The sequence below is a fragment of the Caldivirga maquilingensis IC-167 genome (assembly GCF_000018305.1).
In the GTDB taxonomy this organism is placed as follows: Archaea; Thermoproteota; Thermoprotei; order Thermoproteales; family Thermocladiaceae; genus Caldivirga; species Caldivirga maquilingensis.
Genome location: NC_009954.1, coordinates 706,034 through 725,672, shown reverse-complemented (window position 1 = coordinate 725,672; position 19,639 = coordinate 706,034). Strand labels below are relative to the sequence as shown.

Annotated in this window: 20 protein-coding genes and 1 tRNA gene; 7 read left to right on the top strand and 14 right to left on the bottom strand. The window is 42.9% G+C overall.

Going from position 1 to position 19,639, the window contains the following annotated elements; translation table 11 throughout:
- Position 1: 1 nt before the first annotated feature.
- Positions 2-1,381 (top strand): acetyl ornithine aminotransferase family protein, encoded by a 1,380-nt coding sequence (locus CMAQ_RS03495; protein WP_012185747.1) that lies wholly within the window; start codon positions 2-4, stop codon positions 1,379-1,381.
- 155 nt (positions 1,382-1,536) lie between these two features.
- On the opposite strand, the gene CMAQ_RS03490 is transcribed toward CMAQ_RS03495, so the two are convergent.
- From CMAQ_RS03490 to CMAQ_RS03455, 8 genes are all read right to left on the bottom strand, one after another.
- Positions 1,537-2,148, bottom strand: coding sequence for a hypothetical protein (locus tag CMAQ_RS03490; protein ID WP_012185746.1), 612 nt, complete (start codon positions 2,146-2,148; stop codon positions 1,537-1,539).
- A gap of 162 nt (positions 2,149-2,310) precedes the next feature.
- Positions 2,311-4,359, bottom strand: coding sequence for an ABC transporter substrate-binding protein (locus CMAQ_RS03485; RefSeq protein ID WP_012185745.1), 2,049 nt, complete (start codon positions 4,357-4,359; stop codon positions 2,311-2,313).
- A gap of 85 nt (positions 4,360-4,444) precedes the next feature.
- Complete coding sequence (locus CMAQ_RS03480) at positions 4,445-5,341, bottom strand: ABC transporter permease (RefSeq protein ID WP_012185744.1); 897 nt, start codon at positions 5,339-5,341, stop codon at positions 4,445-4,447.
- A complete protein-coding gene (locus tag CMAQ_RS03475) occupies positions 5,338-6,360 on the bottom strand; it encodes an ABC transporter permease (protein ID WP_012185743.1) in 1,023 nt (340 codons plus the stop codon). The genes CMAQ_RS03480 and CMAQ_RS03475 overlap by 4 nt, the downstream gene beginning before the upstream one ends.
- Positions 6,361-6,433: 73 nt before the next feature.
- A complete protein-coding gene (locus CMAQ_RS03470) occupies positions 6,434-7,438 on the bottom strand; it encodes a Gfo/Idh/MocA family protein (protein ID WP_012185742.1) in 1,005 nt (334 codons plus the stop codon).
- 2 nt (positions 7,439-7,440) lie between these two features.
- On the bottom strand, positions 7,441-8,430 hold the full coding sequence (locus CMAQ_RS03465) for a Gfo/Idh/MocA family protein (protein ID WP_012185741.1): 990 nt from the start codon (positions 8,428-8,430) through the stop codon (positions 7,441-7,443).
- 125 nt (positions 8,431-8,555) lie between these two features.
- The gene (locus CMAQ_RS03460) at positions 8,556-10,037 is read right to left on the bottom strand and encodes an ammonium transporter (protein ID WP_232203808.1); all 1,482 of its coding nucleotides are present in this window, start codon (positions 10,035-10,037) and stop codon (positions 8,556-8,558) included.
- A 168-nt stretch (positions 10,038-10,205) separates the two neighbouring features.
- On the bottom strand, positions 10,206-11,372 hold the full coding sequence (locus CMAQ_RS03455) for an MFS transporter (protein ID WP_156769824.1): 1,167 nt from the start codon (positions 11,370-11,372) through the stop codon (positions 10,206-10,208).
- Positions 11,373-11,583: 211 nt separating this feature from the next.
- On the opposite strand from CMAQ_RS03455, the gene CMAQ_RS03450 reads away from it, so the two are divergent.
- The 3 genes from CMAQ_RS03450 (at position 11,584) to CMAQ_RS03440 (ending at position 13,166) form a co-directional block, all read left to right on the top strand.
- On the top strand, positions 11,584-12,018 hold the full coding sequence (locus tag CMAQ_RS03450; RefSeq protein WP_012185738.1) for a ribosomal protein L13e: 435 nt from the start codon (positions 11,584-11,586) through the stop codon (positions 12,016-12,018).
- 112 nt (positions 12,019-12,130) lie between these two features.
- Positions 12,131-12,490 (top strand): hypothetical protein, encoded by a 360-nt coding sequence (locus CMAQ_RS03445; RefSeq protein ID WP_012185737.1) that lies wholly within the window; start codon positions 12,131-12,133, stop codon positions 12,488-12,490.
- Between the two features lie 166 nt (positions 12,491-12,656).
- Entirely contained in the window at positions 12,657-13,166 is a 510-nt protein-coding gene (locus tag CMAQ_RS03440) for a 50S ribosomal protein L11 (protein WP_012185736.1), read from the top strand.
- A 7-nt stretch (positions 13,167-13,173) separates the two neighbouring features.
- Here CMAQ_RS03440 and CMAQ_RS03435 read toward each other — a convergent pair whose 3' ends face one another.
- Positions 13,174-13,464, bottom strand: a complete 291-nt coding sequence (locus tag CMAQ_RS03435; RefSeq protein WP_012185735.1) for a hypothetical protein — start codon at positions 13,462-13,464, stop codon at positions 13,174-13,176.
- 44 nt (positions 13,465-13,508) lie between these two features.
- Between CMAQ_RS03435 and CMAQ_RS03430 the strand changes: the two genes are divergently transcribed.
- Entirely contained in the window at positions 13,509-14,219 is a 711-nt protein-coding gene (locus CMAQ_RS03430; protein ID WP_012185734.1) for a type I 3-dehydroquinate dehydratase, read from the top strand.
- On the opposite strand, the gene CMAQ_RS03425 is transcribed toward CMAQ_RS03430, so the two are convergent.
- Both CMAQ_RS03425 and CMAQ_RS03420 read right to left on the bottom strand, forming a co-directional pair.
- Positions 14,197-15,168, bottom strand: coding sequence for a 2-hydroxyacid dehydrogenase (locus tag CMAQ_RS03425; protein ID WP_012185733.1), 972 nt, complete (start codon positions 15,166-15,168; stop codon positions 14,197-14,199). The genes CMAQ_RS03430 and CMAQ_RS03425 overlap by 23 nt on opposite strands.
- Positions 15,169-15,341: 173 nt before the next feature.
- Positions 15,342-16,823, bottom strand: coding sequence for a sugar porter family MFS transporter (locus CMAQ_RS03420; protein WP_012185732.1), 1,482 nt, complete (start codon positions 16,821-16,823; stop codon positions 15,342-15,344).
- Positions 16,824-17,071: 248 nt separating this feature from the next.
- On the opposite strand from CMAQ_RS03420, the gene CMAQ_RS03415 reads away from it, so the two are divergent.
- Positions 17,072-17,148, top strand: a tRNA-Trp gene (locus CMAQ_RS03415).
- Positions 17,149-17,234: 86 nt separating this feature from the next.
- Here CMAQ_RS03415 and CMAQ_RS10830 read toward each other — a convergent pair.
- Positions 17,235-17,414: a hypothetical protein gene (locus tag CMAQ_RS10830; RefSeq protein ID WP_232203806.1), complete on the bottom strand. Its 180-nt coding sequence runs from the start codon at positions 17,412-17,414 to the stop codon at positions 17,235-17,237.
- An 80-nt stretch (positions 17,415-17,494) separates the two neighbouring features.
- Here CMAQ_RS10830 and CMAQ_RS10825 point away from each other — a divergent pair, with 80 nt between their 5' ends.
- The gene (locus CMAQ_RS10825; protein WP_012185731.1) at positions 17,495-17,878 is read left to right on the top strand and encodes an MFS transporter; all 384 of its coding nucleotides are present in this window, start codon (positions 17,495-17,497) and stop codon (positions 17,876-17,878) included.
- Between the two features lie 41 nt (positions 17,879-17,919).
- Here CMAQ_RS10825 and CMAQ_RS03405 read toward each other — a convergent pair whose 3' ends face one another.
- On the bottom strand, positions 17,920-19,083 hold the full coding sequence (locus CMAQ_RS03405) for a 5-(carboxyamino)imidazole ribonucleotide synthase (protein ID WP_012185730.1): 1,164 nt from the start codon (positions 19,081-19,083) through the stop codon (positions 17,920-17,922).
- Positions 19,073-19,555 carry a 5-(carboxyamino)imidazole ribonucleotide mutase gene (purE, locus tag CMAQ_RS03400; RefSeq protein ID WP_012185729.1) on the bottom strand — a complete coding sequence of 161 codons (483 nt, stop codon included), beginning with the start codon at positions 19,553-19,555 and terminating at the stop codon, positions 19,073-19,075. The genes CMAQ_RS03405 and purE overlap by 11 nt, the downstream gene beginning before the upstream one ends.
- Positions 19,556-19,639: the final 84 nt, after the last annotated feature.

Sequence of the window (19,639 nt, the reverse complement as noted above, 5' to 3'; positions counted from 1 at the left end):
TATGCCTAACTGGTACTGGGATGTTAAGCCAAGTGACGTCCCAAGAATAATAGTGGAGCCCCCTGGACCCAGGGCCTTAAGTATTGTTAAGAGCGATGAGTCACTGATAATGCAGTCCTTTGGGCGATGGTACCCCCTAGTGATTAAGAGGGGATTCGGCCCAGTGATAGAGGATGTTGACGGTAACCTATACGTGGACTTTAACTCAGGTATAGCAGTCATGAATGTTGGGCACTCCCACCCAAGGATTGTTAAGGCTATAAGGAATCAGGCAGGTGAATTCACCCACTACAGTTTAACTGACTTCTACTATGAATTAGCCGTTAAACACGCCTCAATGTTAATTGAAGTAACCCCAATAAGTGGCGGGAAGAGCGTCTTCTACGCCAATTCAGGTACTGAGGCGATAGAGGGTTCCCTTAAGATAGCTAGGGGGTATTTCAGGAATCAGAGGCCTTACGTTATGGCCTTCCTAGGTGCATTCCACGGTAGGACTTATGGTTCAATGTCCTTAACAGCCAGTAAACCTATTCAGCGATTTGGGTTTAACCCAATGATGCCTAATGTCATTCACGCACCATACCCGTATCCATACAGGTGCCCCTTCGGTAAGAGGCTGAGTGAGGAGGAGTGTGGCGAGCAAGCTTTATCGTTCATTGAGGATTGGGTATTCGGTAGGTTAGTTGATCCAAGTGAGGTGGCTGCAGTCTTCATTGAACCCATTCAAGGTGAGGGGGGTTACGTTGTACCACCGGTTAACTTCATGAGAGGGTTAAGGAAGATTACTGAGGAGCACGGTATAATGCTGGTTGTTGATGAGGTTCAATCAGGCTTCGGTAGAACCGGTAAGTGGTTTGCAGTGGAGCACTTCGGCATTGAACCTGACTTAATAGCCATGGCTAAGGCCATAGCGGCTGGCCTACCATTAGGAGCCATTGTGGGTAAGGCTAACTTAATGAAACTGCCTAAGGGTTCCCACGCCAATACCTTCGGTGGTAATCCAGTGGCCTTGGCTGCAGGTATTGAGGTGATTAACGTTATTAAGGATGAGGACTTACTTACAAACGCCTCAAGGGTTGGGGATTACATTATGAGGAGGTTTAAAGAGGAGACTGATTCAAGCAGGTTAATTGGTGACGTTAGGGGGCTTGGATTAATGATTGGTGTTGAGTTGGTTAAGAATAAGGTAAGCAAGGAACCTGCCGTTAAGGAGCTGGGGGAGGTGTTAATGAGATCGTTTAAGAGGGGGGTGGCTGTAATAGGTTCGGGTAAATCAACAATAAGGATTGCACCACCCCTTAACATACCCATTGAATTAGCTGAAAAGGCTGTTGACATAATTATTGAATCAATAAGGAGCGTTGAAAGGGAAACCCCCTAACATCTATAAAACCTAGACACCCTTAATTAAACACCGCTATTTAAACCCCTTAAGCATCTTCCCACTGAAAGACGACTTTAAGCGCATATTGTTAATCCTTGAATCACCTTAAGAAAACCAGTAATCTCCACGTTTACCATATAACACCAGGAAACTTAGTCTTTAAGGTTAGGGCACTTAATGGTTATCTTAGGTTTAGTTAACGCTATTGCATAGGCGTCAGCTACATCACCCATTAGACCATTCGTGGATATCCAGTTCCTTAACCTGGAGGATTCAAGCTCATTAATAATCAGTATGTTATCCGTTATTGAGCATAAGTCATTGATACTTCTCCCAAGGAATCTACGCGCTGAAGGTGAATCACCTATAGCTACTTCACTGAATCTACCATTAATCAATTTAATTAATTTAATTAACTTAACGGGGGTTAATATACTGCCGATTAAGGGTGTGTTGTCGTAAATCAAGACTACACCTGTCCTCTCCGTACCGTAGTCAATACCCATTTTAATAAGTTCATGATTAAGCATATTAACTATAATACTGGTTAAAATACCCATAAGCTCCACTGGCTCAACATACCTACCCACCCTCACGCAATTACCTGAACAATCAACATCAACGTAGTAATCCAGGATACATACCTCATTACCCACAGCCCTAATTACCCTGGAGTCAGCATACTTAACACTAATGGGGCCCGTTACAATACTACTCAACTCATTAAACACGCTTCTTCTACCTATGAACGAGACCTCCAGCACTAAGTCCTTATTATGCAAGGTTAATTTTAAATATTTTACTCAAAAATACGTGAATTAGAGTTAAGTTTAATATTAAAGGAAGTACCTTAGGTTCATTAAGCCCATTAGATTAATTTTGAAAATTTGAAAAATAGATTTAATTTTAATTAAAGAAAGTTAACTTCACCTTCTCCTCACCAGTATTATCGCAACAACAGCCGCAACAATAACCACTACAACTACAGCCACTACAGCATATATAATATATGACGGTGTAACAACCTTAGTTACAGTGCTCGGGGTAGTTGTGGTTACTGGGGAGGTAGTTGTAGTTGCGACTGAAGGTGACTTGAATGATACGTGCATGAGTAATGCAGTCCAAGCCTCTGTTTCTATGGTTAGTAGGTTCTCCCATATTGACGTGTCGTTAAGCGGCCAGTTAATATACTGGGTGTTTAGGAAGAATATCCAAGTATTCCTATCAATCTGTATGAATGGTGTATAGTGGTTCCAAGCCCACATTGATATTGCGTAACATGAGAATATCCTAGCTGGACTCAGCAAGTAATCAGTACATGCTTGAAGTGGGGTAACTTGAGTACCATTAGGTAGGGTAACAACCATATTCCAATGCGTTGCATTGAATGGGTAACCTTGGAAGTAGGCTGCTGGTATTGGACCCTCTGGGAAGAATGATGGAAAACCAGGTTCAGGTGCACCATCATAATACAAGAATATTAAATCATACTTACCTTGTTGAACTATGGTACTGAACTCTGAGCTTGGGTAAACAGTTACTGTTGTTGGTATTCCGAAGCTTGTTAACGCATTGGCAATACTATTAGCTAAAGCCAACTGCGGCGGTGATGCTCCTGAACTAATGTATAGTGTTAACGTGAATTCTGAGCCGTTGGGTGTATACCATACACCATTCTTCTCAGTGAAACCAGCACTCTCAAGCAATTGAGTAGCCATGGATGGATTATAAGTGTAGTTTATTAATGGTGATCCTTGACTAGCCCAATAGCCTATAACCTGCTGCACTAAGCTTGGATACATATCATTCATTATACCTACTTGAGGAGTTGGTGAAGGTAATATGAATTGAGGCCCGTATGCTGCTTGGGCTAATTGAGTCCAATTAACAGCATAGTAAATAGCCTGCCTAACCTGAGGCATAGCCAACCAAGGATTAAGGAAATTGAAATACAAGGCATCACCACCGAAGCCTGGGTAAATATTCATCTCTATGTATGGATTCCTAAGTATTTGACTAAGCAACGTGGATGAAATTGACGAGCCCCCGGTCCGCCAGATACTGATCTTACCGGAAGCCAATGCTGCGTAAACCTGGGTCATTGATGAGTACTGCCATTCAACAATGTAATCAACCTTAATATCCTTAGCATCATACCAATACGGATTCTTACAAAGGAGAATGTACTCAGGTGTAATATCGCAAACATAGAATGGGCCTGTTGTAGGTGTGTTAGGTGGTAATTTTGCAGTGAATAACTCATTAATTAATGGCGTTAATACTTTTCTAGCCTGAGCCTGCTGGGTGGCGTTACCAAAGTTGAAGAGCCAGAGCCAACTATAGTTAGCCAATGTTGCCTCCATTAATGGGTACCATGCATTAAATGTCCAGACCAATGCCACCCCACCCCAGTTAAGCGCCCAGAATACGTCATAAGCCTCAGCAGCTGGGCTAGTGGGTGGTGCATAGTAGCCTTGAGGCATCTTGAATATGCATGTGTAGTTATTCACAATGCTGACGTTACCCCACATGTTGTGTATTAAACCATTAGCAATATTATTAGCCAATAGATCCCAACACGTGACTGGTTGCCCATTACTCATCCCACTTTGCCTTAAGGTTACGTAAATAGCCAGTGTACCATTTGGAAGCACTTGAAGGGTCCAGTTCTTAGCCAGTATTGGAATCTCTTCACCAGTGGTGTAATTTATCGCCGCTACATGTGATTGAACAACACCATACCATGCAATACCACCATGGAATATGTTCGGGTTATAAAGCGACATACTGGTTAAGGGTGGGCTACTTATGGTGAATACATATATTGTATTGTAGGGTGTAATATTATACTGTTGGGCATTAAGTATTGGGTTTACTGCGGTACGCCCAAAATTAACCTGACCCACCACTAAACTCACTACTAGAACTGTAGCGACTACTAGGATCCACTTGAACCAGGTGTATTTTATAGCCATGTATTACCAAATAGTATACTACTTTATAAGCTTTACTCTAAATTGATTAACGTTAACATAAATATTAATAATTATAATATATAATTCATCTCCTTAACCTTGGGTTTATTATCTCATCTATCCCATAAGCCAACTCTATGAGTGCCACCATGTATAGTGTCACAAAGACCACGGGCACTATTAATATTGGTAATGCTCTTCCACCATAATACGCCCCATAGGCTAATGCCTGGCTTATTAATGCACCCCAGTTGTAGTTTTGGAATGGTAATAGGCCTAGAAAGTATAAGCCAACTGAGGCATACACTGCTCCCTCCATATTTAGTATGAAGTTTATCCAAACATATGGCATTATTTTTGGTGTTATTTCCCTAAACAGTATGTATCCACTAGATAGTCCTAATACCCTTGAAACCTCAATGTAAGGTAATTCCCTCATTGAAAGTATCTGTGACCTAACCGCGAGAGCTAAGCCAGTCCAACCTGTTATACTCAATACCCCAGATAGTATGAGCGGGTTATTAGTGTGTATCATTGTTGCCATTATCATGACTAAGAGTAGACTAGGAATAGTCATGAGTACTTGACTAACAAAGGATAAGGCAGCATCCACGTAACCTCCCTTAAACCCAGCTACAATACCAACCAATAGGCCTATTACGGTAGTGTAGAGGGCAGTGAATAAGCTAACTTCAAGGACGAAGGGTGCTCCATTAACAATATCCACCAGGAGGGGTACACCAACATTATCTGTACCGAACCAGTATATGGGTGGCCAAAGCCTAGGTGGCTGGAAAACATTGGTTGAACTAGCTATTATAGGCTTATAGGGTAATATTAATGGACCAATTATAGCCATTAGTATATAGAACGTGAGCGTAAGTAAACCGAACCTAGCTGACTTATTAACCCAAATGAGCCTCAAAATATTGTAAATACTCTTAATGACCCCCTCAACCCTACTGTAACTAGCTTCCATCATCCTTGCCTCACCCTTGGGTCTATTAGTGAGTACGTTAAGTCAGCAATAACCATACCTAATATCACAGCTAATATTAGTATAAGTAGAATACCCATTCCAAGGGCCCAGTCACCATTACTGAGTGATGATGAGAATAATGCACCAACACCTGGGTATGAGAAAACAGACTCAACGAATACTGCTCCTCCGAATGATGTTCCTAGTGCTATTATTATTCCTGTGTATAGTGGTAGTAGTGCGTTTCTTCCAACGTATCTTCTCTGTATCCAGTTGCTTGGTAGTCCCCTTGCCTCTGCGTAGTTTACGTAATCCTCACCGAGCACTGAAATAATATTACCCCTCATGCTTAAAGCCCAATGACCAAAGGATGAGAAGGCTAGGGTGAATATAGGCAAAGCAGCATAATAAAGAACACTAACTATGAAGCGCAGGTTGAAGCCTGGGGTACCGGAGTAGGCTCCATGGGTTGGGAAAATATGGTACTCGAAGCCCAGGAAGTAGACTAGTAATGCAGCATAAATGTATACTGGTATTGATCTCTTCACCGTTATGAACTGGGTAACAGCCTGATCACCAACACTACCCCTATGATAAGCCATATACTGACCAAGATAAATACCCACAAAAAAGGAAATCAAATTAGCAGAAACAACAATAAACAAAGTCCAAGGAAGATACCTGGCTATTAACGTTAATACAGGCAAGCCGTATACCACTGACCAACCCCAGTCACCCTTGAACGTATTCACCATGTATTTGGTGAAACCTAGGATTGGGTTACCGTGGATCATGAACGCTGAGGCCCATTGAACTATATACTCGTAATTTTCCCTACTCATTAATGCAGGCCCAGTACCACCTACACCACTACTACCACCGCCAAGCATGCCTAATTGAGATAGTATGTAGTTAATTGGGTTAACTGGAGCGTATTCGAAAAGCACGTAACTTATGAATAATGCAACAAACCAAGTAGTCACTGCTAATCCAATCCTTCTAATTAACCAATTAACCCTCATATGTAATTAACTTATAGAACCTTTATATGCTTTTCCTTAGATGCATACAAACTCGAGTGCCTTCAAGCTTAAGTCACTGAACCCTCACTTCACTAATCTTAACTGGCCTACCTTCCCTCCATGACTTATATGCCGCCGCAACCACCTCAAGGGCCCTTAAGCCATCAAGCCCACTAGCCCTAGGTGTTTGATTATTCTCAATAACCCTAATGAAGTCCTCAATCATGTTCCTGTCTGCATCTGGACCGAAAGACACCCAGTGGAAGCCCTTGTCATCTGCCAAGGATATGTTCTGATTGAAGGCATTAATCGTTAACACACCGTGATCAGTTAGAATCCTCATGTAGACGTCACCCCATATTGGCCACGTATCATGCCTGGACCAACTTGAGTCAATGGATACTGGTGTACCATCACTTAACTTAGCCAGTATTAGGGCGTTGTCCTCAACCTTAAGTTGAGGCCTAATGTTCCTGCCCACGAATGCTGAAACCTCCTCAAACTCCTTACCTGTGAACCACCTTATTAAGTCAGCTACGTGAACAATGTGATCCATCATTGCCCCACCACCAGCTAACTCGGGGTCAACGAACCAGTCGAAGGGGCATGTACCGTGGTTAGTCGCTGTTATTGACTTAATTCCCCCAAGTCCACTAACCCTATTCTTAGCCTCAACCACTGCATCATGGTACCTCATTACGAAGGCTACCTGAAGCTTAACGCCACGCCTATCAGCCTCATTAACCATGGTTACCGCGTCGCTTACTAGTGTTGTTATGGGTTTCTCAACAATAACGTGTACCCCCGCCTTAATGAGGGGTAGTGCGTAGGTTATGTGCCTAGCATTCTCTGAAGCCACCACGGCTGCATCAAAGCCGCCCTCAGCCAGTAATTTATCGAAGTCACTGTAGACTGCCTTGGGTCTGAAAGCCTCCTGAACCCTCCTTAACCTATCCGCATTATTATCGAAGACAGCCACTAGGCTTGCCTTACCCTCAGCCTCAAGTTCCTTAATTGCCCTAGTGTAGCTCCAGGCATGCATGTGTGCGTATGAGATTACTGCGAAGCGAAGCACCATGGTCACTTCACCTCACTTGGGTTAACCACCCTACCCTCCATGATGCTCTTATTAATTGATAAGGAAAGCCTAAGTGCCTCAACGGCCTCATTAGGCTCAATGGGTGGTTTAACACCCTTATTAACCCAGTTTAGGAAGGCAATCCACTCCAGGTAGTAGGCATCCTTCATCATTGGACTGTACCTATAGTATGAGTTATCGATGTAAGCCTCAATGGTTGCCGTGGACTGATTATCAATAGTTAATAAGCCATTAGTACCGGATACCTCGAAGTACGTTGTGAATGGGTAATTCCTAGGCATTGCCCAGGAACCCTCAACATAGGCCACAGCTCCATTATCAAACTCCAATGTGGCCATGAAGTGGTCAATTGAAGTGACTGATTCACTGGAGTATAAGCCCCCTATTGCGTAAACCCTCTTAACGCTGCCGAAGGTCCATCTTAAGTAATCTAAATCATGTATACTCATATCCACTGCAACACCACCACTTAATTCCTGGAACCTGAACCAACGACCTGGATGAGAACTAAGCCTATAGGCTCTAATAACCCTGGGTTCACCAATCCTACCAGTCATTATTAATTCCCTAGCCTTAACGTATTCAGGCCAGAATCTTAGGCAGTGAGCTATCATTAACTTAACGCCCCCTGCCTCATAGGCCTTAACCAAATCCTCCCCATCCTTAACTGTTAGGGCTATGGGCTTCTCAAGCATTATATCTTTACCAGCCTTAATAGCCTCCTCAGCAATGGCTTTATGTGTGTATGTTGGTGTGGCTATGATTACAATGTCTATGCTTGGATCATTAATAACACTCCTCCAGTCATCTGTTGCCTTAGGTATATTAAACCTCTTAGCCAGTAGAAGTGCATCCTCGTAGGGTATCCCGAATATGGCTGATAACTCAACATTACTAATTTTACTTAGGACAGGTAAGTGAAGCTCCCTGGCTGCAAAGCCGGAACCAAGTACACCTACCTTGAGAACCATTGATTATTGAATTCCTATGAAGTTTAAATGCATTCCCATATATAGCTTAAGTAAACTATTATATAGCATTACCATAAGATTATTAATTACTAACTATAATTCACATTTTTAATAAATACTATGATTCATTCCCTACTTCTACCATTGATTACCTCAACATCCCCCACTTGAATCGGGAATGCATACTCATCGTAAGCCACCTCACCGTGCATTTCACGGTCACCAACCCTAAGAACCCACTCAGACGCCCTCAATGGGGTCACCTTACTCACCAGTTTAAGTATTGCGAACGTCATTAATCCACTGTAGGCTATTACCACCATTGCGGCTATTACTTGAATTAATAATTGGTAAACATTACCGTATAATGCACCTGCTAGGCCTGGGTCTATGAAGTCTGCTATACGTGGATCAGCAAATACACCGGTTAAAACACCACCTAGGAAACCTGGTACGGTGTGTGTTGAGAATACACCGGTGGCGTCATCAATATTCCTCAGCGGCATGATCCTGTATTGAATGAGGTTCAATGAGGCCCAGGCAGCGGCACCGGATACAACACCTATGACTAATGCACCAAGCCCATTAACGTAACCAGCAGCTGGGGTTATGCCAACTAACCCAGCCACCGCACCAGAGGCAGCGCCGGTTAGGCTTACCTTACCGTAAACAGCCTCATCCAAGATAACCCACGCCAGTAAAGCCATTGCTGCAGCTAAGTTAGTGTTTAGGACAGCTATTGATGCATCTATGGTTACTCCATATGGATCACCACCATTGAATCCATTCCAACCAAGCCAGAGGAGCCCTAATCCAGCGGCTACCTGGGTCAAGTTATGTGGAGCCAGCTTCCTCTCCTCATTCAACCTAGGTCCAACAAGCATTGCAGCAATGACGGCTGCTACACCGGCATCAAGGTGTATTACGTACCCGCCTGAGAAGTCAACAGCACCAAGCCTCATTAACCAACCCCCACCCCAGAGCCAGTAGGCCACTGGTCCATAAACCAGCGCTGACCATAATGGTACGAAGAGCATCCAAGCCTTGAAATTCATCCTCTCAATCAACGCCCCCACTATTAACGCTGGTGTTATTGCGGCGAATACGAATTGGAAGTAGGCTAATGTTGATAGAGTTATATTTGGGGCCTGTTGTGCAAGTGGTATAACGGCCTGGGATCCAAGCAAACCACTGCTCAGTATTGGTATTGGCTTACCCAGCACACCAAAGCCCTTAATGGCTAATAATGGTGATCCAAAGGACTCCTCATACTCAAAGAGAACCCAAAGCACAAGCACTATTGAGAACGCATATAGAACCATCATCATTGTGTTTATAGCATACTTCCTCTTAGTTAAGCCACCGTAGAATAGCATTAAGCCGGGCACACTCATTAAACCCACCAATGTGGCTGCAGTGAGTACCCAGGCGTTGCTACCAGTGTCAAGCCAATTGGGTACTGATGATGAAGGATACCCACTTAACTGTTGCGATTGAGCCTTAACTATGAGGACGCTTGAGACCACTATATAAACCACGGATAATATATATACCATGTTTATTACCCACTTCATTCTATTTATATAACCTATTACTGAGGCCTGCATAAATAGCTGCTGTTGACTCATTTATAAGTTTTACTCGTCAATATAGTGGCTTAGGTAAGTTCAGACTTAGGCAAATAGACTATTTAATGACTTGGAAACACTTATTAACTGCCTAACCACTAAGTTACTTGAGTGATGAATTGAACCCACACGTATTGGTGAAGACGCCTAAGTCGGCTGATTAATATGACTGCGTGCATCCTGGATAACCCATAGTAATGCAGTGAGTAGCATGGATAATGCCAATACTAAAGCCGCTGAGGTCACTGTTAAACCTAGGCCGAGATGGCTTACTGAGAAGCCACCGAGTAGGTTACCTATGGCTATACCTACTGCTGTTGGTACATTGTAGACACCCATTATCAATCCCTCAGACCCCTCCTCAATCCTGTACCCAATGTACGCGTATATTGACGGCACTAGGGCTGAGGCTAAGAGTACTGAGGGGGCTAGGGGTATTATGGCGCTGCTAATGCTTATTTCCCCCGACACCGCTAAGTATGCTATACCTATGATTAGGACTAGGCCTATTAAACCAATTATAATAGTTCTCACAGCCCCTATCCTATCAACCAATGCACCGAACATCATCATACCTAGGGCTAACACTAATGCCGCTGAGACGTATATTAAGGCAACGTAGGCTCCGCTAATGTTAAGGTGCGTGGTTAAGCCCGTGGGTAAGGTAAAGGCTATCCCAAGCATAATCATTATACCTAACCAAAGTGGGAAGAGGGTTAATGCACTACGCCTTAATCTTGGTCTACTAGGTGCCTTAGCGTTACGTTCGCCCTTAAGCATTAATGCAATGGGCAGTGTTATTAAGAATGTCACTGCCGCAATTATCATTGATACCCGTGCAGCCTCAACACTATTACTAATCAACCTCTGCATTAAGCCGCTTACACCAATGCCAATTATGTAACCTGCAAAGTATGTTGAGAAGAAGCCTCCGTATCCTAAGCCTAACTTAATCCTCCTGTACGCTACTAATGTTAATAATGGTACAGTCATTAAGGCTGCAGCAACACCCATTACACCATGCAGTATTGTTAAAGTGACCCAATTATTACTCACCGTGAATAAAACAGCTGAAACAGACATAACCAGTACCCCAATTGAAACCAGGTAATTAGCCTTAAACCTATTAGCCATTAAGCCCACTGGTATTGATACTAAGGCCTCAGCTATTGGGTAAGCAGACAATACTACACCCACCAGTGCTGCTAGGTGGCTTGGAATATAGTAGGGTATTGCTATCACCATTATACCGTACCCAATCCTTGATACGGTATTAATCATGAATACCTTACCGTCACTCATACTGAGACTCAAGGTAGATTACCTTACTCTTTAAAAATGAGATTAATAATCCTATTTTAAATTCTAAGGATCCAGGGAAGATACCTTGCATCCATGATTCATTGCCTTAGTCTTACATAGCACAGTGAATTCACTGCTTTAATTAAATAAGGGGAAGTGGATCTAATGTTTAGTTTAACATGGTTCAGTAAAGCTTATTAATGCCTTGGCCTAAGGTTTAACCGTGTCCATTAATCCGCCTGTGGCCATGGTTAAGTCGCCTAAGGATGGGAAGATGAAGCAGGGTAGAGGATTCTCCATTAGTGAGATTAAGGCCATTAACTTAACTGTTAATGAGGCTAGGCTGTTAGGTATACCTGTTGATACCAGGCGTAAATCAACCTGGGAGTGGAATGTTAAGGCTCTTCAGGAGTACGTGAGTAAGGTAGTTAATGTTACTGATGTATCCCAGTTACCATTACCCTCAATACCCAAGAGGAGACTGGTAAAGCCTAAGAGAGGGAGGGCTTTCAGGGGTGTTACACCAGCGGGTAGGAGGGCTAGGGGTCTCCTTAGTATTGGTTTAAGGGAGACTCATAGGTATAAGTGGAGGAGGAAGCAGAGGCAGCGTGAGTTGAAGCTTAGGCATGAGGTAGTCTTCCGTAAGGGAGGCGCGTAAGCAAACATTATGTAAGTTATGGTTAATCATAGGCTTCATTGATTCACGAATAGGGATTACTGAGTTAAGGGGAATGTTTTATAACTGATTCACTCACCTAGAGTTAATCAGTATGAGTGGCGATAAGGATCCTGAACTTGAGTTAATCAGGCTTAGGAAGTTAATGAACCTAATGGCGCAGCAGCCTAGGAAGGGGCCTGAGGAGAAGCCCACTGACGTAGTTAGTGAGGTTAAGGCTATGGTCAAAGGTGAGAGGGCTGAGGAGATAATTAATAAGGCTATTGAGATTTATGGGGAGGCGGCATTAACTGTCTTTAGGCAATTAATTAAATTACGCAGAGATGGAGCCATAGGTGAGTTAACTGACGGTGAATTATACAATATACTAGAGAATGTAGGGTTACATGTCCCCATTGAAACAAAGGTTAGGATAGTGAGGCATGGTAAGGAGGAGAAGATTGGTGGAGACTAATCCCAGTGAATTTCAATACCACTTACCCCGTATTAGCAATGAGCCTAGGGTTCGTTTAAATAATGTCATCTGTCTTGGTTTCCACTCCGGTTAAACCTAATGCCTCAGTCATGTAATTAAGGTCACCTTGGGTCAAATTTAAAAGAGGGGGTGTGAACGGGGCTTAATGAAGAGGGTTATTAGAATTCAGACAAGCGGCGGTAAGGTACCCCCACAGGCCATGCAGCAGCTGCAGGGTGCTGGGTTAAATGCGCAGGAGGTGGTTAATCTAATTAATAATAGGATTAAGCAGGTGGCTGCGCTTGGTTTCCAGAACCTTAACATTGAGGTTGAGTACGATGATTCATCTAAGAGGGTTCTTAGGATTAACATTGATTACCCACCAATAACAGACATTATACTTAAGGTTGCTGGTAAGGATTCACCAAGCCACCAGGCCGGTAAGGAGATAATAGGTGACATACCACTGGAGAAGTTGGCTGAGGTTGCTTTAATTAAGATTGAGGAGTTGGGTAGTAAGTCCTTTAAATCAGCCTTAAAGCAGGTGGTTAGTACATGCAGGTCCATTGGATTAACTGTGAACGGTAAGGATCCCAAGGAGGTTATTAAGGAGATTGATCAGGGAGCCTACGATGAGTTGATATCGAAGTATGAGAAGAACATTAACCCCAGTTAAGTAACCCTTAGCCGACACTCCTTAATTCAAGCCTCATAAGTAACCTAGCAATATCAATCTGGGACACCGTCTTCTCAATAATGGACCATGTTCCCTTACCGATAATAAGCACTATGAATAAATCCTCATCAATACTCCTTACCAGGGACTCGATAATAGCTTTACCGGATTCAGGGTTAAGTATGGGTAAAACCCCATTACCAACACTAGTAACTATAGGTAACCCCAACTCCTCACTCACTAGTAATGCAGCATCCTTAACCTTCCCATCACTAACAATGAATATTACACCACGCATAGCTTGAGTTAAGCATAAAACTACTGAAATACATTACTCCCCCAATGCCTCATAAAACTGCCTTAAGCGCCAATAGACCAATGCTTGTGTGTGCAGTACCCGTTAAGAGTATTGAGGAATTGAACCCACCCAGTGGATGCGAGGCCGTTGAGTTAAGGCTTGATTACATGGGTAATGAAATTGAGGCTAGGTTGAGTGAATTAAGTAGCTTAATTAAGAAATTACTAAGTAGGGTTAAGGTAATAGTAACGGTTAGGGATCATGAGGAGGGGGGTGTTAATCAGGTTGATTCATCATTGAAACTTAAGATCATTAACCTTGCCCATGAAAACGGTGCACTAGTGGATATTGAGGTTGAATTCGCCAGGAGGTACGCCAGGTACATTGCATCATGGGGTGATGTGATATTATCTAGGCATATTTTTAATAAACGCCCTGACATTAGGGGAATAATCACTAGTGACTACGAGTTAGCCAACTCCATGAATGCCTTCACCTACAAGGTAGCCACAATTAATGGGGATGATTTACCAGCATTAGTGGAGTTACTGGTTAAGGAAAGGGAAGTACCTGTGGCCATAGTGCCCATGCAGCCTATACAGAGGGCTGCTGCGATAATGCTTGGCACAGCCTTAATGTACTGCTCCACGGGTGATGGGACTGCGCCTGGTCAATTAAGCATACAGGAATGCGTTAGAATTAAGGAGGAGAGGATTAGGCTATTAGAGGCTCCTAAACGTAATCACTCCTATTAACCTCATTTAACGCATGCTCACCCTTAAGGTACCTGGTGAGGTTAGTGACAGCCATAATTACGGCATTCCTAGCGACATCAGGTTGAGCACCACCAGCAATGTGAGGTGTACCTATGAAGTTTGGTAAGTTCAGTAACCCTGTTCTTGGGTTTAAGGATTCCCCTGAACCGTAATCCCAGAACACGTCGGTACCAAACCTTAAACCACGCCTCCTGGTTAAAACCCTGTATAAGTCATCCTCCTTAACAATATCACCCCTAGCCACATTAACCACTATTGCATCCTCGGGAAGCAGGTTAAGCTCGGCCTCGCCTAAAAGCCCCCTAGTGTACTTAGTTAATGGTAACGCCACCACCATTACGTTGGCTCTTGGTAAAACACCCTTAAGCTCACTAATTGGGTGAACCTCATCAAAGTACTGGGCAGGCCTACCACTCCTATTAACGCCTATAGTCCGCATACTGAAGGCCAACTTACCCACCCTAGCCACCTCACTCCCAATACCCCCTGTTCCAAGAACTAGGAGGTTTCTCCCAGTTAATTGCCTCGGTGAGTAGGCTGGGTCATTTAAGTAATTACCCCTATCCATTAATCCTGAGTGAATACCCTTAGCTAAAGTTAATATGAGCGCCCATGCATGCTCAGCAACAGGCACTGAGTAGGCTCCGGCATTACTATATATCTTAACGTTACTTGGTATTGATGAGTATGGTAAGTGATCCACTCCGGCTGAAAATGTTTGAATAACCTCAAGGTTAGGCATGTATCTTACCCACTTAGTTAAATCAAAGTCACTACCACACCAGCAGAGTAATGCATTAACTTCCCCAAGTACCTTAATCAACTCAGGTTCACTTAAATTAGGTAACTCGTAAACCTTGGCGTAACTTGATAGCATTACCTTAGCCTCCTCAGGCAGCCTAATGGTTGAGGCAACAACCTTAACCATAAGTCAGGCAACCTCAGGCTAGTTAAATAATTTAACTTAGTACGTAAATTTAAAGGTAATGCATAACGCCTTTAGGATTAATGGTATTTAAGCCTGTGAAACATTAATCCTAGCTAAGTAAGGTTAGGGGACTAGTATAAATTAATGAATCTAAATTTTAATAGCTAAAATAACTAGTTTTCACTGCTTCCCCTCTCCTGAGATAACGCGGAGATTATAAGTTCCCTACCGTGTCTCAACTGTGTAAATGGTATTTGCCTAAACATTTCCACCACCTCCTCTAAAGATAATCCCTTGGTTTCAGGCATAAATAAGTAAACGAAGGCTAATGCTACTACATCGAGAAGCGCGAAAATGAACATACTACCGGCAAGTCCAATTGAGGATAACATAACAGGGAAGACTTCAATAAGCGCGAAGTTTGCTAACCAATCTATTAATGCACCTATTGCCGCCATCCTACCCCTAATCCTCGTATCAAAGTACTCTGCCTGTATAAGCCATCCAGTACCCCCAACACCGTATGCGAAGAATATTATAAACCCAGCAAATGCTATAAGTACACCAGGTAGGAAGCCTTTAATTACTGAAATGCCTCCTATTAAGTCGGAGATCAGCATACCGATATATGCTGATAGCCCCAATGTCCTTCTACCGATTCTATCTATGTATCTGAAGGCTATGAATGTGGCTGCCACATTTATAGCGGCAAGTATTGCAGATTCCAGTACTGCATAAATGTTACTATATACCGGGTTCGCTGTGGTACCGAATAGGTGAAGCTTTGAAAGAACTATAGGTCCGTAGTAAAATGGCACATTTATTCCGGTTATCTGCTGGAATACTAACCATAAGCCAACCACTACAAGAGCCTTCTTAGCCGCATTATCTAGTGATGCCTCCCTCACCTCAGTTAAAGTTATAGCCCTAAGCCTCTCTAAATCCCGATCATTAATATCGAACCCGAACTTCCTTAACTCCATTTTCAGCCTCTCTAATTTACCAGTATATAGTAGCCATCTAGGGGATTCAGGCATTATGAACCTGAAGGCGAAACCTATGATAGCGGGTACGGCTGCTAGACCCAATACCAGTCTCCAGCCAAGAGAATAAGCTAAGGCTGGTGCAATGTAGAAGATTACTGAACCTATAAGGTAAGATCCCAATATGCCTATTGTTATCATCCACTGCTGCATTATAGCTAATGAACCCCTCTTATCTTTAGGAGCATACTCAGTTATATAGGCTGTTGCTATAGCAGAATCAGCACCTATGGCAACTCCAAGTATAGTCCTCATAATAAGTAACATTATTCCATTCACTGATAACGCTGAACCTATTGCAGCCAATGCATAAATTAACGCGTCAATTATGAGTAATGATTTCCTACCGTATTTATCAGTATAAAAGTATGCTAATACCGTCCCTATGGCTGCTCCAAGTGAAGCACTTGCAACCTCGTATCCAAGTAGGAATCCTTCATAGTGGTATGGTACAAATAATTCAGCTGTACCAATTGCTGCAGTGTCGTAGCCAAATAGGAAACCTCCAACAGCAGCTAAAATAGTGATTAGCCAGTAAAACTTATTGACTCTATTATTATCAAGTATCCTAAGCAAATCTTGGAGGCTCGGATTACTTGCTTCACTTGACATAATTCAAGGCACATTAGTGGCTTTTAAAATTCTTTCCTATTCATATATTATATAGATTATTAAGATTTCTAGGATAATTATATAATTTATGTAGTAACCATCCGTGCTACGGGATTAAATGTATTAATAATCCTAGAATGATTACCCTTATGGCATTAATTAAGAATTCTCAAAATATAGAAGTTAAGTAAGTCATGTGTAGCATCATGGAGAAAAGCATTAAAAAGACCCACAAGACTCTAAGCACAGGGCCCGTAGCTCAGCACGGTAGAGCGGCAGGCTCCAGACCTGTAGGTCGGGGGTTCAAATCCCTCCGGGCCCACCAGGCTTAATAATTCAGTGAAGATTCTCTCATAATTAAACCATGATTGGTTTATGATTTAATTGAGGGATGGGGAAAATTAAATTGGGTTAAAGCCTTAAGCTAATTGTGCAGAGGAGTATTGATTCCATGAGGTAAAGGGCCATTGTTGCTGTGTTAGCGTTTGTTATTAGGAGTAGGTTAATTGAATCACCCATATGGTCGAGGCCTAAGTCTAATCCATTAACATTACTGTTTAAGCAGGGTGGCGCCTCATTGGGATTCGGCATATTATTCACCGGTGGATTATTAACAATATATTACTCAACATATTTTAATATACTCTGACTTCCTAAGCACCATCGGTGCCGTGAACCTAATACCAAGCGTAATGCTATTATCCACAGTAGCCGCAGTCATAGCGGTACTACTTGCAGGACCCCTTGCTCTCATTATTAATTATAAGTGGCTCATTGTAGTTACATTAATAGCCTCCCTAGCCTATGCACCAATAGCCCTAATACTGCATCCAAACCTAGTGAACCTCATTATACTTGCATTCACTGAGAACTTCGCAATGGGTCTTGTACCATACCTACTGATTAATAGATTTAATGTACAATACAGGGCCAGTGGCTTAGGTATTTCTTATAATTGGGGCTTATTAATAGGTGGGTGGGCTCCAATGGTTGTAGTAATGAGCTTAGGCGTGGTATTAGCCATACTTAGCTTAACCGCATTAACACAGGGGTAAGAGGCAGTTAGTTTAATGCTGGGTTAATGAATATGCGTTGATTAATGAGGAGTCCCATGCCCAGTAATGCCTTGTATACCGTCTACGTGGTCCCATGGTGGAATGAAGTGGTTAATTAATGACCCATAAATAACACTTAATATATCCCTTATCCTCTGTGTTAACTCCTCATCATTATCCGCCACTATTGTCACATGACCCATCTTCCTCCTCGGCCTAACTTGACTCTTACCATACCACCACACCCTTGTACCCGGTATCTTAAGAATTGAATTAATCAACTCCTCACTATACTGTACACCTATCATGTTGACTATAGCTGTGGGCTTAAGTAACCTAGTGTTACCCAGAGGGAGGCCCAGTATAGCTCTAAGGTGGTTCTCAAATTGACTAGTCACTGCACCACTCAGGGTCCAGTGCCCAGTATTGTGAACCCTTGGTGCATACTCATTTATGAGTAATTCCTGGTCCTTAGTTAGGAAGAATTCCACTGCGAGTACACCAACGTAGTTAAGTGAATTAGCAAGCTTCACGGCTAATTCAGTGGCCTTGCCTGATAAGTCTTCATTAATGTTAGCCGGCGCCCTACTGTAAAGCAACATACCGTTATGATTATGATTCTCAGTTATTGGGTAAACGGCCACTTCACCATTAACTGCCCTGGCCAGTATAACGGATACCTCCTTCTCAATATTAATAAATTCATCAACCAGTAACGGGTACTGGACCGGTATTGCGGGTAAATCCTCCTCATTGGTTACGTAGAATTGCCCCTTACCATCATAGGCACCATTAGGTACCTTAACCACCAGTTTCCCAAGGGTCCTATAGGCCTTCTCAATGTCCTCAGGTCCATGGGCTATCATGAATCTGGGGGTTGGTAGGCCTAGGTTACTTAACATTAGCCTCTCCTTAATCTTATCCTGCTTTGGGATTATTGAATTAAGGCTTGGCCTTAGCTTACCTGCCTCATGAGCCAACTCCAGGGCCCTTGGGTTAACGTGCTCAAATTCAACAGTAATCACGTCACTGTCATTAATTAATTTAACCCAATCATCACCTGAATACACTGCATCCGCAATCCTTAAGGCTGGGGCGTCAGGTTTCTCATCATAGACATTGAACCTAATGCCCATTCTTCTACCCTCAAGAACCATCATTAACCCTAATTGCCCACCCCCAAGTACACCAATGCTACGCATCATTGAGCACCATTCTCATAACCTCATTCCTCATGGCTTCCATTAACTCAGTAACCTTACTCATGAACTCAGGGTGCTTCACGCCAATTATCCTAGCCGCTAATAAGGCCGCATTCTTAGCATTACCAATAGCCACAGTGGCCACTGGTACTCCATAGGGCATTTGAACTATTGAGAGGAGGGAGTCAAGGCCATTAAGGTGCTTTGATGGGATTGGGACACCTATTACGGGTAATGGTGTCAGGGATGCAACCATACCTGGTAGGTGAGCAGCACCACCAGCGCCTGCTATTATAACCTCCAGGCCTCTTTCTAAGGCGCTTCTCGCGTACTGATACATTAAGTCTGGTGTTCTATGGGCTGAAATCACCTTAGCCTCATATGGTATCCCTAGTTGCTTCAATACGTCGACGGCATCCTTCATTACTTCCCAATCACTCCTGCTACCCATTATGACCCCTACTAGGGGATTCATAACCAGTATTTCAACAAAAGATTTAAAAAGTTAACCGAGAAATAGTTAGTAACCCATATGTATTCAATTAAAAAATTAAATGAG